Origin of the sequence: Chelatococcus sp. HY11 (assembly GCF_018398335.1) — a bacterium.
Lineage (GTDB): Bacteria > Pseudomonadota > Alphaproteobacteria > Rhizobiales > Beijerinckiaceae > Chelatococcus.
Genome location: NZ_JAHBRX010000001.1, coordinates 4,432,304 through 4,448,004, shown reverse-complemented (window position 1 = coordinate 4,448,004; position 15,701 = coordinate 4,432,304). Strand labels below are relative to the sequence as shown.

The 15,701-nt window shown below is 62.6% G+C and carries 13 protein-coding genes; 2 read left to right on the top strand and 11 right to left on the bottom strand.

The annotated features are described in order from the left end of the window. The 4 genes from KIO74_RS20345 to KIO74_RS20330 all read right to left on the bottom strand — a co-directional run bounded on the left by KIO74_RS20345 (position 1) and on the right by KIO74_RS20330 (position 4,083). Positions 1–471, bottom strand: a complete 471-nt coding sequence (locus tag KIO74_RS20345) for a GNAT family N-acetyltransferase (RefSeq protein ID WP_213333648.1) — start codon at positions 469–471, stop codon at positions 1–3. Further along, a complete protein-coding gene (locus KIO74_RS20340) occupies positions 468–1,157 on the bottom strand; it encodes a GNAT family N-acetyltransferase (protein WP_213333647.1) in 690 nt (229 codons plus the stop codon). Before KIO74_RS20340 ends, KIO74_RS20345 begins: the two co-directional genes overlap by 4 nt. After that, positions 1,154–2,008: an isocitrate lyase/PEP mutase family protein gene (locus KIO74_RS20335; protein WP_213333646.1), complete on the bottom strand. Its 855-nt coding sequence runs from the start codon at positions 2,006–2,008 to the stop codon at positions 1,154–1,156. Before KIO74_RS20335 ends, KIO74_RS20340 begins: the two co-directional genes overlap by 4 nt. 272 nt (positions 2,009–2,280) lie before the next feature. Continuing rightward, entirely contained in the window at positions 2,281–4,083 is a 1,803-nt protein-coding gene (locus tag KIO74_RS20330) for an IlvD/Edd family dehydratase (protein ID WP_213333645.1), read from the bottom strand. 252 nt (positions 4,084–4,335) lie between these two features. Here KIO74_RS20330 and KIO74_RS20325 point away from each other — a divergent pair, with 252 nt between their 5' ends. Then, positions 4,336–5,517 (top strand): pyridoxal phosphate-dependent aminotransferase, encoded by a 1,182-nt coding sequence (locus KIO74_RS20325; protein ID WP_213333644.1) that lies wholly within the window; start codon positions 4,336–4,338, stop codon positions 5,515–5,517. A 180-nt stretch (positions 5,518–5,697) separates the two neighbouring features. On the opposite strand, the gene KIO74_RS20320 is transcribed toward KIO74_RS20325, so the two are convergent. The 6 genes from KIO74_RS20320 to KIO74_RS20295 form a co-directional block, all read right to left on the bottom strand. Next, the gene (locus tag KIO74_RS20320) at positions 5,698–6,612 is read right to left on the bottom strand and encodes a tellurite resistance TerB family protein (RefSeq protein WP_213333643.1); all 915 of its coding nucleotides are present in this window, start codon (positions 6,610–6,612) and stop codon (positions 5,698–5,700) included. Positions 6,613–6,712: 100 nt separating this feature from the next. After that, entirely contained in the window at positions 6,713–9,871 is a 3,159-nt protein-coding gene (locus KIO74_RS20315; protein ID WP_213333642.1) for an efflux RND transporter permease subunit, read from the bottom strand. A 137-nt stretch (positions 9,872–10,008) separates the two neighbouring features. Further along, a complete protein-coding gene (locus KIO74_RS20310; protein ID WP_213333641.1) occupies positions 10,009–11,088 on the bottom strand; it encodes an efflux RND transporter periplasmic adaptor subunit in 1,080 nt (359 codons plus the stop codon). Next, complete coding sequence (locus KIO74_RS20305) at positions 11,085–11,645, bottom strand: TetR/AcrR family transcriptional regulator (protein ID WP_291954832.1); 561 nt, start codon at positions 11,643–11,645, stop codon at positions 11,085–11,087. Before KIO74_RS20305 ends, KIO74_RS20310 begins: the two co-directional genes overlap by 4 nt. A gap of 281 nt (positions 11,646–11,926) precedes the next feature. Then, positions 11,927–12,490, bottom strand: a complete 564-nt coding sequence (locus tag KIO74_RS20300; protein ID WP_213335977.1) for a sigma-70 family RNA polymerase sigma factor — start codon at positions 12,488–12,490, stop codon at positions 11,927–11,929. Beyond that, on the bottom strand, positions 12,490–12,786 hold the full coding sequence (locus tag KIO74_RS20295) for a NepR family anti-sigma factor (protein ID WP_213333639.1): 297 nt from the start codon (positions 12,784–12,786) through the stop codon (positions 12,490–12,492). The genes KIO74_RS20300 and KIO74_RS20295 overlap by 1 nt, the downstream gene beginning before the upstream one ends. A gap of 611 nt (positions 12,787–13,397) precedes the next feature. Between KIO74_RS20295 and KIO74_RS20290 the strand changes: the two genes are divergently transcribed. Next, complete coding sequence (locus tag KIO74_RS20290; protein WP_110377000.1) at positions 13,398–13,574, top strand: DUF1328 domain-containing protein; 177 nt, start codon at positions 13,398–13,400, stop codon at positions 13,572–13,574. 272 nt (positions 13,575–13,846) lie between these two features. Here the strand turns inward: KIO74_RS20290 and KIO74_RS20285 are convergent, their stop codons facing one another. After that, entirely contained in the window at positions 13,847–15,622 is a 1,776-nt protein-coding gene (locus KIO74_RS20285) for a histidine kinase dimerization/phosphoacceptor domain -containing protein (protein WP_213333638.1), read from the bottom strand. Positions 15,623–15,701: the final 79 nt, after the last annotated feature.

Below are 15,701 nucleotides of genomic sequence, written 5' to 3'. Positions count from 1 at the left end.
TCACGATGCGGTCAGAGCCTTCGCCATATGCACGAGGACACGGTCCGGCATCAGCTCTTCCCGTTCAATCACAAAGCCCGCTCTCGCGTACCAGGCGATGTTTTCGGAAAGGGCCCTTCCGGTGCACAGGCGCAAGGACGAGAGTTCCAGAGCCTGAGCCCGCACCAGCGCATGGGCCAGAAGTACCCTTCCCACTCCCCGCCCCTGAAAAGCGGGGTCGGTCGCGATGCTCCAGATGTAGAGATCATCTTGCCGAGGCATCAGGATGAGCACGCCGGCGATCCCTTCCGCCGCAACGGCCAGCCAGATCTCCCACGTTCCACCACCGGCGAAGATTTCACCGTAATCGGCGAGCAGAGGCAGTGGCTCGACGCCGAGCCGCTCCCTGTTCCGGGCAAAGGCCGCATGCTGCAAGGCGAGAACCGCCGTATGGTCGGTCGCCGCCGCCAGGCGTACGGCGAGTCCGTTCACAGGCTGTCCCGGATCGCCGCCAGCGAGCGGAGCTGCCCCCCCTGCGCGTCGAAATTTCCCGGGTCGAGCCAGGCCGTGAAGGCCGCGCGGCGGGCTGGCCATTCGCTGTCGAGCATGGCGAACCATGCAGTGTCGCGGTTCTGCCCCTTCACGATCATATGCTGGCGAAAAATCCCCTCGAAGGTGAAGCCAAAACGCTGCGCCGCCCGCCGGGAGGCTGCGTTCAGGGCATTGCACTTCCATTCGAAACGGCGATACCCCAGCCCGTCGAAGACATAAGCAGCGAGGAGCGCGATCGCCTCAGTCGCAATCCGTGTCCGCTGCAGAAGCGGCGAGAAGAGCACGTTGCCGACCTCGACCACGCCGTGCTCGGGGCGGATTTCCATCAGCGAGGCCCAGCCCACCGCCTGCCCGCGGCCGCTATCGATCACGACATAGCCGAGTGGATCTGTCCTTGCCTCACGCTCCGCCACATAGGCCGTGAAACTCGCCTCGTCGGCGAACGGCGGCTGCATGAGATAATCCCACAGGTGGTCATGGCCAGCGAGCGCCCGCCAGAGATCCGGCGCATGACGCGTCGCGTCGAGCGGCTCAAGGCTGCAGTAGCGGCCGGTGAGGACCGTGCGCTCGGGCACCCCGCGCGCAGGCGCGATGGAGGCCGGGGCGCCCCTATCCGACCCGCTCATGCCTTGCGGCGCCCCTTGGCCAGATCCTGCCGGAAAAACCCATTGATCTCCGGAAACGGAACAGCTGAGCCATAGATCTCCAGGCTGCCCTGCGAGAGCTTGCGCGCGGCCTGCATGAAGCTGCCCCAGGCCACCCGGCAAAGGCCGGAGCCACCGCTTATGCACTTCACGCCGAGGTCCTCCAGCTCCTTCATGGTGAAGGGCGCATGGCTCGGCACGAGAATCTGCAAACTTTTCGGCGCGATCGCCTTCACGAGCGTCGCGATCTGCTCACGCGAGAGAATGCCCTGGGCGTAAAGGCAGTCGGCCCCAGCCTCGGCATAGGCGATCAGGCGGCGCAAGGCCTCGTCAAAGGAATCCTCCGCGACCTGGAGGCTCTCCGTCGATGCTGTCAAGACAGCGCCCGCCGCGACATCGTCGATCGCCGATCGGGCGGCGGCTATGCGCTCAGCCGCGAGCTCGACGGGATAGAGGCGGCGATTGGCATCATTCGTCAGGTCTTCGAGTGTCAGGCCGGCGACCCCTGTCGCCATGCACAGGCGCACGTTGGAGGCGACACCTTCTGGCTCGTGGGCATAACCGGCCTCGAAATCCGCACTGACGGGCAGATGTGTCGCGTCCACGATCTCCCGGATGTGATCGAGCATCATGTCCCGGGGCACAGCCCATTCCGTGTCGGGGAACCCTTGCGAGAAGGCTATCCCGGCGCTGGTCGTCGACAAGGCCTTGAAGCCGAGGTGCTGGAGATAGCGCGCCGTGCCGATATCCCAAGGATGCGGCATGACGAAGATGCCGCTTCCCTCATGGAGCTTGCGCAAAGCCCGCCGCCGCTGCTGAACGGTTGTGGTCACGGCCCCCTCCCACGTTGTGTGTCGCCTCGACCGATTCGTCCGTGACTATCGGTGTTTCAATGAAGAGATGTCAGCGGCTGGGCCGCAAAACATCCCTATAACGCGACAAGCGTCCCGCCCGACGCTGCCTGCTCACGGATGAAGCACAGCTCCAAGCCGGCAGCAACACCATCAGGACAAGGGCGCCTTGCACTGGGCGCGCAACTCACCGCGAAACAGAGAGGAAAGGCCAGATCGCCGCGGGCCCAAGGACCCGCGGCAGGCGGCCGCGATCAATGGTTGTCGCGCGGAACACCATAGGTCTCGGAAACCCGCTGGTACTTAACGGCGGGTTTCAGGACCATGCCCTCGGACAATTGATCGACAATACCGCGCTGGATTTCCTGCCAGGGCGTCTGGCTGCCCGGATACTTGTATCCTCCAGCCTTCTCCAGTGCCTCACGCCGTTCCGCCACTTCCGCATCGGAGATGAGGATGTTGGCGCTGCGTTTCTCCAGATCGATGCGCACCCGATCACCGGTTTTCAGGATCGCAAGGCCACCGCCGGCTGCCGCCTCCGGTGAGGCATTCAGGATCGACGGCGAACCCGAGGTGCCTGACTGACGGCCATCGCCGATGCAAGGCAGCGAGGTGATGCCGCGTTTGAGGAGATAGGCCGGAGCTTGCATGTTCACGACCTCCGCCGCGCCGGGATAACCGATTGGCCCGGCGCCGCGCATGAACAGAACGGAGTGCTCGTCGATCCCGAGCGACTCGTCGTCGATGAGCTTGTGATACTGCTCCGGGCCATCGAAGACGAAGGCCTTGCCCTCGAAGGCGTTGGGGTCCTTAGGGTTGACGAGATAGCGGTTGCGGAACTCCTCGGAGATCACGCTCGTCTTCATGATGGCGGAATCGAACAGGTTGCCCGACAGCACGATGAAGCCCGCGTCCTGCATCAAGGCCGTGTCGAAGCTGCGGATGACATCCGCGTCGGTGGCGGCGCTCTCGCGGCAGTTGTCACCAATGCTGCGGCCGTTCACCGTGAGCGCGCCCTCATGGATGAGGCCGTGTTTCATCAGCTCATGCACCACGGCCGGTACGCCGCCCGCCCGGTGATACTCCTCGCCGAGGTATTTCCCGGCCGGCTGGAGATTGACGAGAAGCGGCACTTCGTGGCCGACGGTCTCCCAGTCCTTCACATTGAGCTCGACACCGATGTGACGGGCAATGGCATTGATGTGGACGGGGGCGTTGGTCGAGCCGCCGATGGCCGAATTCACCACGATCACATTCTCGAACGCTTCGCGGGTCATGATGTCCGAGGGCTTCAGGTCCTCCCACACCATCTCGACGATACGCTTCCCGGTCGCGTAGGCGATCTGGCCACGCTCGCGATAGGGCGCGGGGATTGCCGCGCAGCCCGGCAGGCTCATCCCGAGCGCCTCGGCCAGCGAATTCATGGTGGAGGCCGTCCCCATGGTGTTGCAATGGCCGACCGACGGGGCCGATGACGCCACCAGTTCGATGAACTGCTCGTAGTCGAGCTTGCCTTCGGCCAGGAGCTCGCGCGCCTTCCACACGACGGTGCCGGAACCCGTGCGCTCGCCGTGGAACCAGCCATTCAGCATCGGTCCGCCGGACAGCACGATCGAGGGAATATTCACCGTCGCCGCCGCCATGATGCAGGCGGGTGTAGTCTTGTCGCAGCCCGTCGTCAGCACCACACCGTCGAGCGGATAGCCGTAGAGCACCTCGACGAGGCCGAGATAGGCGAGATTGCGATCCAGCGAAGCTGTGGGGCGCTTGCCGGTCTCCTGGATCGGATGGACGGGGAATTCCATGACCACGCCGCCGGCGGCCAGGATGCCCTCACGGGTACGCTTGGCGAGCTCGATGTGATGGCGGTTGCAGGGCGAGAGATCAGAGCCCGTCTGCGCGATGCCGATGATCGGTTTGCCCGACTGCAGTTCCTCGCGCGTCAGCCCGTAGTTGAGATAGCGCTCGAGATAGAGCGCCGTCATCCCCGGATTATCGGGGTTGTCGAACCATTGCCGCGAGCGCAGCTTCGATTTGTCCTGTCCGGAATTGCTCATCGCCAAGACCTCCCACATCTGCAGTACATCCCACACTCCGAGCGGTGGGACCGCTGATTTGATTTGCTCTAAAAATCATCATCAGAAATGGCGACCAAAATCAATCGTCAGACGATTGCATGGAGCACAGGGCTCGAATGTCGCGGAAGCCCTTGCCGCATGATCCCCCGTGGGTCGCGCTCTTCTCATCAGGCACAGCGGATTGAAACACTGCCCACGGCGCGCTACGCCTGATCGACAGGAGGACAACGCATGCCCACGATCGTTCCGGCTTTTGCCCGCATTGGTGAAGAAAATGCTTTCGCTGTATTGGCCCGCGCCACAGCGCTTGCTGCGGAAGGCCGCGACATCATCAATCTGGGTATCGGCCAACCGGATTTTCCAACACCGCCACATATCGTCGAGGCCGCCATCAAGGCCCTGCGTGATGGACACCATGGCTATACCCCGGCCACTGGCATTCTGCCGCTACGCGAGGGCGTCGCCGCCGATATCCACCGCCGCCTCGGGGTGACGGTTTCGCCGGACGACGTACTCATCGTGCCGGGCGGGAAGGTCACCATGTTCGCGGCGATCCTGATGTTCGGCGAACCCGGCGCCGAGATCCTCTATCCCGATCCCGGCTTCCCGATTTATCGCTCCATGATCGAGTTCACCGGCGCGACGCCGGTGCCGGTGCCCATCCGCGAGGAAAACAGCTTCGCCTTTTCGGCTGAGGAAACGCTTGGCCTGATCACCTCGAAAACGCGGCTGCTGATCCTCAATTCACCGGCCAATCCAACAGGTGGTGTCACTCCAAAGAGTGAGATCGACAAGCTGGTCGCTGGTCTCGCCCGCCATCCCGATGTCGCCATCATGTCGGACGAGATCTATGGCCAGATGGTCTATGATGGCGAACAGCATGTCTCGCTGCTCACCTATCCAGAGATCAGGGATCGCCTGATCCTTCTCGACGGCTGGTCCAAGACCTACGCCATGACCGGCTGGCGCATGGGCTTTTCGGTCTGGCCGGCGCCCCTGCTCGATGCCGCCCGCAAGCTCGCCGTGAACTCCTATTCATGCGTTAATGCGGCCGCCCAATGGGCGGGCCTTGCCGCCCTCACGGGTCCGCAGGACTGCGTCGTGGAGATGGTCGCGGAATTCGACAAGCGCCGCCGTATCGTGGTGGAAGGCCTGAATGGTTTGCCAAATGTCAGCGCGGCCACGCCCAAGGGGGCGTTCTATGCCTTCCCCAACATCTCCCGGACCGGCTGGAAGGCCAAGCCCCTCGCCAATGCCTTGCTGGATAAGGCAGGCGTCGCGGTCATCGGCGGACCGGATTTCGGCATTCTCGGCGAGGGCTATATTCGCCTGTCCTACGCCAATTCAGCCGAGAACATCCGCAAGGCTCTGGAACGCATGGGCGAATTCCTGAGCGAGCACCGCCCGGGGTGAAGGTGGGATAGCGATGTAAACGCGATTGTCATCCCGGAAACGGCGCAGCCGTTGTCCGGGATCCATGAACACAGTGCTTTTTCATGAGCTACGGACGGTGTTCATGGATCCCGGGTTCGCCGCTTACGCAGCGCCCGGGGATGACGCGATCAATCGGCGACACACCGCATTTATTTGAAACTACACCTTCACACTCGCCGCAGCCGTGTCGAGATGCGCGACGAGCGACGGGTCAAGGGCCAGCGCCTCGCTCAACTCCTTGAGGAAGCGTGCTTCCTCCGGCGTGTCCGGATCGATGGCGAGACGGGCCGCCGCATAGATCTGCGTGCCGATCTCGGGGGTCGTCGCGGCCGCGGCGAGGGTCGTGATGCTGGCGGGGTTCGAAAACTCCGTGTCCAGGAACCGCGAGGCTTCCATGTCGAAGCCCGCCTGCTGGAGCCCACCGACAATCCGCCCACGCTCCTCCGGGTCGATATGTCCGTCGGAGGCCGCCGCCGCGATCATGGCACGCACCAGGACAAGCGCCGTATCCTGCGAGGCCGTGCTGGCGTCGAAAGCGGTGCCGGTCGGGGCGGGCAGCGCCGGAATGGTGGCCGCCGCCTCGCTCGATGCTGGCTGGCCGTTTTGCCAACCCTGATAGGCCTTGTAGGCCAGCGCCGCGATGAGGCCGAGCCCGCCGACCTTGGCGGCGGAGGTCGCGACCTTGCGCCCGGATTTCGAGCCGAGCAGCAGGCCCGCGAGACCGCCCATCACCGCGCTGGCGGCGTTCTGCCCCGCCGGGCTCTGCAGAAAATCGCGCGCTTTCGTGACGAGATCGCCGACATTCGGCGTTCCAGAGGCGCCGGGAAGACCGGGGATACCAGAACTCGAACCGGCGGGACCGGCCTGCGTCGGCCGGCCAGCCCCTCCGAGCTGATTGAGAACCGATCCAAGGAGACCGCCAAGGCCGGAGCTGGCATCGGGACCAAGGTCGAGGCCGGAAGAAGCCCCCCCGGATGTGGCCGGCCCTGTAGATGAGCCTTTTGTCGAACCCTGGGGGCCCTGGGATGAGGCCGAGGCTACGAGGACGTCGAGAAGCTTCTTGGCGTCGAACATGGTCGTCTCCGGTTCACTGTCCGGAGAACGTAGGGTGCCATGCAGCAAAGTGCCAGAGTTTCCCGGGCTGTTGCTCCACGAATCCTGCCCGTCCGGCTCATTAATTCGTCGCGGATCCGCCGGATACGGCATCCGGTCCCAGAACCTTGTCGGAGCCAGGTGCCACCGGACCACCCTTCCGTCGGGCCCGCCTTTTTTCGCGCCAATCCGCCAGGTTGGCGATCATCATCAGCGCCGCCGGCGTGACGACGAGGGTCAGCACCGTGGCAAAGCCCAGGCCGAAGACGATCGCCGTCGACAGATGCACCCACCACTGCGTGGAGGGCGCGCCTATGGAAACGTCCCGCGTCACAAAGTCCAGATTGACGCCGAAGGCGATGGCGAGCACGCCGAGCACCGCCGTCACGGCCGTCAGCACCACGGGGCGGGCGCGCTCGCGACAGGTCTCGATGATCGCGTCATACGCGTTCACGCCCTCCGCCCGGAGCCGATCGTAGGTGTCGATGAGAACGATATTGTTGTTCACGATGACACCGGCGTTGGCGATGATGCCTATCCCGGTCATCACCACGCCGAAGGCCTGGCCCATGACCATGAGCCCGATCAGCACGCCGATCGTCGACAGCACCACCGCCGACAGCACCAGAAAGACGCTGGAGAACTTGTTGAACTGGGCGAGCAGGATCGCGAAGATCAGGAACATCGCGGCCGCAAAGGCATTCATGAGAAAGGCGCCAGCCTTCTCGCGCTCCTCATCCTCGCCCTTGAGCTTGAATGAAACGCCCTGCCCGAAATCCGTCTTCGCAAGCTCCTGCATGACGGCCTGCTGCACGGCTGCCGTTTGCACACCTTCCGCGACATTCGCGGTCACCGTGACGACGCGGCGCGCGGCGACACGGTTGATAAGCCCGACCTTCCTCTCCGGCTGACGCGCCACGAAATTACCGATCGGTACAGCGCCGGACGCCGTGTTGACCTGGAGGTCATCGAGCTGGTCGAGGCTGCGCCTCTCCTCGGGGAAACGCACGAGGATGTCGACAGACTTGTCGGTATCGTTGGGTCGGTATTCAGCGACCTTCACACCGTTGGTCACGAGCTGGACGGCGGTGCCGACCACTGTCGGATTAGCGCCGAACTTGGCAGCTTCCGCCTTGTCGACCTCGAGCCGCCAGTCGATACCCGGCAACGGCAAACCGTCGTCGACGTCGCGCGTATCGGAACGCGCCCGCAGGATTTCCGCCGCCTTCTGAGCCGCCGGAAAGAGCTTGTCAGGATCAAGCGACATAATCTGCAGCGTGATGGGCTTGCCCGTGGGCGGGCCGGCGCGGGGCTGGGTGACCTCGATGATCACACCTGGAATATCCTTCGTACGCTCGCGCAATTCCTCCATGATCAGATGCGCGGGCCTGCGCTTCTGCCAATCGACAAATTCGAATTGCACGGTGCCGACCGTATCCTCGGTAACCTCGTCGGAACCGCGCTGCCCCTCGCCCGAGCGGGCATAGATGGTGCCGAGTTCCGGCAGGTTCATCAATCGCGATTCCACCTCCCGCACCAGCTTGTCTTTCTCGGCGATGGAGAGGTTGCCGCGAGCGCGCACCTGGATGAGACCATAGTCCGGCTCTACGGACGGGAAAAACTCGACGCCGTTGCCATAACGCCCATAAGCCGCGACGACGGTCACCAGCAAGGCGACCGCGAGGCCGAGCGTCGACAACGGATGGCGAAGCGACAGGCGAACCACGCGCATATAGAACCCGCGCTCGGCGACACGCTCGTCATGTACCTCGCTCGCTCGCCCAAGCATGGCGCCGAGCGTCGGCGTGAAGAACAGCGCGACGACCAGCGATGCCGACAGGGTCGCGATGAGCGTCAGCGGCATGTATTTCATGAATTCGCCGACAATGCCCGGCCAGAACAGCAGCGGCGAGAAGGCCGCCACGCGCGTCGCCGTCGCGGCGATGACGGGACCCGCCATGCGTTTGGAAGCCAAAGAATAGGCCTCCCGCGCAGGCATTCCGGCCGCCATGCGCCGCTCGGCGAATTCCGACACGATAATCGCATCATCGACCAGCATGCCGACCGCGAGGATCAGCGAGAACAGGACGACGATATTCACGGTCAGGCCCGCGAGTTGCAGGCCAAGGATGCCCGCAAGGAAGGACGCAGGGATCGCGATGCCGATGAACAGCGAGGCGCGCCCGCCGAGGAACAGCAGCATGATGATGATGACGAGCAGAACGGCGGTGATCACGCTGTTCTGCAGTTCATGCAGCATCGACCGGATGTCCTTGGATTTATCCTGCGTGAACGTCACCTGCACGGTCGACGGCCAGGTGGCGCGCAGGCTCTCCACAACCTTCTTCACCGCGTCTACGGTCTCGATGAGGTTGGAGCCCGTGCGCTTGACCACCTCGATAGCGATCGCCGACTTGCCGTTGACGCGTGTGATCGACACTGCATCCTTGAACGTCGGGCGGACTTCCGCGACGTCCCCGAGCGTCACCACAGCCGATCCGGAGGCCGCGATCGGAAATTTCAGAACGTCTTGCGGCTTCTCGATCAGCGCCGGGACCTTCACCGCGAAGCGACCGGACGCCCCCTCAAGCGCGCCCGCGGCCACGAGGCTGTTGCCGGCGGAGAAAGAAGCGATGAGATCGTTGAGCGAAATGCCGTAGCTCTTCATGAGCATGGGCTCGGCGATAATTTCAACCGCTTCGTCACGCGCGCCGCGCAGATCCGCCGTCAAAACCCCCGGCACCTGCTCGATGGCGCTCTTGGCGTCCCGGGCCAGTCGCAGCAATGTCCGCTCCGGCACGTCGCCTCCCAGCGCCACGACAAGAACCGGGAAGAGGCTGAGATTGACCTCCTGCACCACCGGCTCATCCGCGTCGCGCGGCAGATCCCGCTTCGCCTGATCGACCTTGGCGCGCACGTCCGCGAGCGCGGCATCGGAATTGAACCCGGCCTCGAATTCCACCAGCACATAGCCGCCACCCTCGTAGGCGGCGGCGCTCATCTCCTTGACGTTGGATACCGATTTCAGCTGCGTCTCCAGCGGCCGCAGGATCAGGCGCTCGGAATCCTCCGGGCTGATGCCGCGCTGCGTGACATTGACGTAGATGATTGGCACGCGGACATCGGGCTCGGATTCCTTGGGAATGCTCACATAAGCGGACCAGCCCGCCAGGAGCAGGAACACGAGGATCGAGAGCGTCAGGCGCGCATGCGATATCGCATAGTCAACGGGATTGGCCATCGGGGTCCTGGAGAATGCCGAGCCCCACGTGAGGCCCGGCATCCGTCTCCACCTTCTTGATCAGAACAGCGCGGTCCGGGCGGAAAGGCCCCGGACCCATACCTCATATCCGCCCGCTGCCACGGGCGCGGCCATCGCTACATCTTGGCGAGCGTTCCAGCCTGAACGGTCTCCACGATCTCGCCTTCCTTCACGAAGTCCTGGCCCTGCACGATGACCGCCGCACCGTCCGGCACACCCTTTAGCCAGACCTGATCGCGACCGTCCTGGATGATGACGACCTCCGAAAAGGCGACCACGCCATCTTTCGCAACCGAGCGAACACCAAGGCGCCCTTCATTTGAAAACGTCAGGGCAGACCGCGGCACCTTCGTCGCGGGCACGGGTGCGAGAGAGAGCATCACCTCGCAGGTCACTCCGTCGGGAATGGCGCCTTTGGGATTGGCGAGTTCCACATCGACCCTGTAGGTGCGGGTCTGCGGGCTCGCGGTCGCGGAGACAAACCGCACCTTGCCCTCCACTTCACCACCGGAAATCAGGCGCACAGTGGCCTTGTCGCCGACCTTGATGCCCGCCAGCTGGCGTTCCGCAACCTCGACGACCGCCAGCATGGGATCCATGGAGACCACATCGGCAACCGCCGCGCCCACCTGCAACGCCTGCCCGTTCTCGATCGGCACCGCATTCACGATGCCGTCGATCGGCGCGCGCACCTTGCTCTTGTCGCGCTCCGCCTCGGCCTGGGCGAGGCTCGCCTCGGCCGCGCGCAGCTCCGCCTGCAGCGAGGGCTTCTGCAGCGAGGCCATATTGCCCTGCTCGATGAGCGTGAGCCTGGCTTTCAGTTCGGCACGGCGCTGTTCCAGCCTGGCACTCGCCTGAGCGACCATCGCCTCGCGCGCCTCATCCGAGAGCACGGCCATGACGTCGCCCGTCTTGACGACGGAACCGCGGCGCACCTTGAGGTCGATGACCGTGCCATTGGTGCGGGCCGCGACGGTCACGCGGCGATCAGCCTCGGTGCGTCCGGACAGCACGATGCGACGCGCATGCTGCTCCTCGCGGGTCTCAACCACAGAGACGCGAAAGCGCGGCGCGGCTTTGGCGGCTGCCGCGTCCGTTTTCTCGCCCTGGGGATGCTCACGACCGATGACCCCGGAACCAATCCAGGCTCCGGCTCCGAGAATAACGGCCACGGCGATTATGTGACTTGCTTTCATCGATCTGTCTCAGTGGCCAGAAGAATGTCCTCGGACGGGAGATGCGAAATCCCGCCTTGCGATATGTCGCCTCGCAAGACACCGCCGATGACACACAGAAGAGCTTGGATTTCGTTGTCCGCATCGAAATCTGGAAAAAGGGCGCGGCGCATAAACAGGCCACTGCTCATGCTCATGATGAGCCGCGCGGTCGCCGCGGCGTCAACGCCTTCGGCCACTTCGCCCCGCTCCCGACCGGCTTCGATCAGACGCTGCATCCCATCCATGAGATCGCTATCGAGCGTCGCATTGGCCGCTGCGATTGCCGGGTTGACGGTGGCCTCCGCCCAGATCTGCACACAGAGCACGGCCTTGGAACGGGGCGCTTCCTCGAAATGCTTGCGCGCCAAAGCCCGCAAGACGACCTCAAGCCGTTCTGTCTGGGCAAAGCTTTCGAAATCTTCGCGCAGCATCGTACGGTCGCGCTCGACAAGGCCCGTTACGATAGCGTCCTTGGACGGAAAATAACGATAGAGGTTTCCAGGACTCATACTCGCTTCGCGTGCAACATCCTGCACGGTGGTGCGATGGAACCCCGCCTGCGTGAAGGAGCGTTCCGCGGCATCCAGGATGCGTTCGCGCCGATCGCTATGATCTGATTGAACCTCGGACAAAGGCGCATCTCGTGAGAATGAACGTTTATTCTCACGAGATGCGCCACGTCTTGCCCGTTGTCAAGTGCTGACGCCTGAAGTGCGGCCGCCACGGCGGTCTTGATCCGCAAGTCCACATAACGAAAAACAGAGGATGCGACGCGTAAACACGCGTCGCATCCTGCTTCGATCAGTTTTCCAAAGGCTTAACGGCTGGCGCGCGAGGACCCCGAACGGTCGAGGATGGCCTGCCATTCGGGCTCAAGGCCAAATTCGTGAGCGGATTGCACGGCCAGCGTATGCGCGAGCCGAGTGCGCGCACGGTTTACCCGGCTCTTGATGGTGCCAAGCGCGCAACCGCAGATTTCTGCCGCCTCTTCATAGGATAAGCCAGCGCCACCCACAAGGATGAGCGCCTCGCGCTGATCGTCAGGCAACTCATCAAGCGCCTGACGGAAATCCCGCAGGTTCATGTGCCCGTCTTGTGGTGGCGGAGAGGCCTGCGTGGCGGCGATGCGCCCTTCCACATCCTCGACCTCCCGGCTGCGCTTGCGATACTCCGAATAGAAGACATTGCGCAGGATCGTATAAAGCCACGCCACCATATTCGTGCCTTCGGTGAAGGACGAGAGATTGGCCCAGGCGCGGATCAGCGTTTCCTGCACGAGGTCATCGGCTCGCTCGGGATTTCCGCACAGCGATATGGCGAAAGCACGCAGATTGGGGATGGCTTTCAGCAGATCCTGCTTAACGTTCGCACTTGCCTCCATCATCCCTGCCCTTCCCTGCGGTCGAGCTTGTCCAACAGCTCAAGAAAGCGATCTGGCACAGGCTGCTCAAGCGTTGTTCGATAGAGGTCCGTGAGCCGTTCGGCAAATTGGGCGCTCACCCCTCGCAAGGCGGGAGAAAGCTGGGCACCCATTCCATCCACCGCCGTTGCTGGATGAGTCATATGCACGCCACGTTCGCCCTCAAATGCGGAACCCCCTTGTTTCACGCCGCCGTTGATACGGGTACCGGGATGCAACTCCTGCGTCTCTTCATCTGCAGAGCGACGCGCCCCCATATTGCTTCACTCCACTCACATTCAGCCCTCGCGAGAGAGAAGCTGAGCTGAAACCCGGGCGCGAGACCCAGGCCACATAATCTTCGCTTTTCAAGAACGCGAAGCTTTGCCAATGGTTCCACTACTCATCCAGGCAATGGTGGGTAAATTACACCGCCCGCATCACCAAGTAGTTAGACGGAAACAGGAATTTTAGGGTTTCCTTCCATCTTTGCCTTGCCGATTTGTGTCGCCGATTGTGTCGCCAAGCCCCGGCGGCAGAGACAATTTCAAATCACGCCCTTGATAGGATCTCCCTGCCTCCTTGACAGGCTCCTGCGGATAGCAAACAGGCGGACGGGTATTATCCCCACGGCGAACATAAATCGCAAACTGCCGAGCGGGATCTAAACTGATGTCGCTGCTGTACGCATGTAAGACGCGCAAGACCCGACCTGATTACTAGAGGATCTTCCATTTCCCATATTTGGGAACTTCATATGTGGGAAGACGTTTGTTTTACAACGCCCGTTCGGTACGGCGACTATCGACGCTAGGGCCGCCGTCCCCAAAACGCAACTGCGCGAGCGCTGGCAGAAGGACGTAAACTTTCTACAATAAAGGGACATACCATGATCAGCTGGGCAATAACTTTTCTAGTTATCGCGCTTATTGCCGCGGTACTTGGTTTCGGCGGAATTGCCGGAACGGCTATTTCGATCGCACAGATCATTTTCTACGTCGCAATCGTGCTCTTCATCATTTCCGCGATTGTCAGCATCGTGCGCGGGCGTCAGTCGCCCCTTTAAGCGTCGGGAAGTCGCCTCGTGCGGCGAACGCTCCATGAAAGTCGAGACGTAGCGCTATATATCTGATTGCATTGGATTTAATGGAAAGGTGTAACGCACTTTTCACCTCGATGCTTCAGAAACGGGATCTGGATCAACCTCCTTCAACGCTTGGGGACGTCAGTCTGAGCGGAGGGCGTTCCGGATCCCGTCTTGCGTCCGCGCGCCAAGCTACCTCGCAAGAGCATCCCCATTGTTGAGGACCATCCCCATTGTTGAGGACCACCTGGAGATCATCCGGCGGGTGATCCGGTATGCCTGCCGCTGATGCGAAAGCTTTTCGCAGGCCTGTCCCCCGAAGGAAGCCCCATCGCGTCGATCCCATCCAACGGAATGAGGATAGTCCTTTCCGTTGAATCATCCGCAGGCACCTCTTGGGCGGACAGCTGCCGGATATAGGCGCGTGTAAGACGCCCGCGCAGATGAGACAGTTGAACAATCGTCGTCGCTGGCCGGACGGAAACGGCAAGCCGCAATGTCTCCCCTTCAACAAAGGCGCTTACCCTCACCTTCATCTGCGAGGACGAGTGAGCCGCGTCCGCGCGGACCGTGTCCAGATAAGCAGGCAGCATAGCCGCGAGATACAAACCGATCCCAATCGCCCGATCGAGATCAATCCGGGTCGTGACGGGCGGAACCTCGACCACGACGTTGTCTGGCGCTAGATCCGCCGTGCGCCGCAACCCATCGACAATATCGTAAAGAAGCTCCGCGACCGGTGCGTCACCCATCTCGCCATAGCTGTAACCGACACGGTAAGCCACGGCCATGGCGTTCACGTGATCTTCTATGAAGCGGACCTCATCGCGCTCCTTGTCCGGAAGACTTTGCTTATGCAGACTCAGAAGCGAGACGATGACCTGGAAGTTGTTCTTCACCCGATGGTGTAGCTCCCGCAGCAATCGCTCCTTGTCATCGATCGCCGAACTCAGTTCGGTGGCGTGATGGGCTATGTTGTCGGCCATATGGTTGAAGGCATAGCCAAGCTCACCAAGTTCGCGTGGCGCCCTGCTCAGGCGCAGGGCACGAACCGAATAGCGCCCGCTGCCGTAGACCCGTGTGACACGCTGCAGATAGACGATCCATTGGATCACAAGGCGATCCACGGCCAGCAGCGCGCCAACTCCCGCGGCGCCCATCATGAGAACCGGCGGCAACAGCGTCACCCAAAGAATGTTCTGCTCAGCCGCGAAAAACGCGCTTTCGGGATATCCCACCAGCAGCGCGACGCCTGTACGCGCTAGCGGCAGTTTGAAATAGCGAAAACTATGGCCGGAGATCGAGACCCCCGCGGCGGTCGCGCCGTCGAACGGCATGGCTGGCAGCCAGCGTTCGGGCAGGCTGTCCGACCGCCATTCCGCCAGGATCGTTCCATCCGCCCCGAACAGCGCAGCGCCATGGGCGATGTCCATGAAAGGTACGCTGAGCTCGGCGATAATGCGCTCTCTGGTCAGGAGCACGAGCAGCATACCATCCTTGCTCAGGCTGCTCGGCACGGCCGCCAGGAGATAACCGTCGGTCGGGATAGCCAGACCATTATCCGTCAGAATCTTTTCAGCGTCGGTATTGTCGAGCCGCTCCAGCACAAGGGGAGCTCCAGTCGACAGTTCCGCGGTGATTGTCGCCAGACGTTCAGGCGAAGCGAGGCGTGCAAAGGCATCCTCCGGCACGCCGATCGCGCAGGCTATGCGCCCGTGGTCCACAACGGCTCCACCGACGTAACTCTGTTGTGCGCCGACGATCGATCCGAGCTCGCGATTGCACGCCGTCGTGGACTTGGTCGTCCCTGCGTTGGCATCGAGGCCGGCGCTTGCGAGGATCATATCCCGCAACGACTCGTTGACCTGGAGAGCCATGGCGGACGCCGCGCGCGTCGCGTTAGCCACCTTCGCATCGCGAAGGGCGTTCACATTCGTGAAGATCCACACAAAGGCGAGAACAACAGCAGGTAGGAGAACAAAGCCGAGGGTAACGACAATCCTGCTGCGAAGGCTACGGCCAAATGTCATCGTGGGCCTCGACAAGTCGCGAAGCCGCATCCATGGCGCACGGACCCGGGTCCCGCTTGGCGGTCGGCCGGCCAAGCTG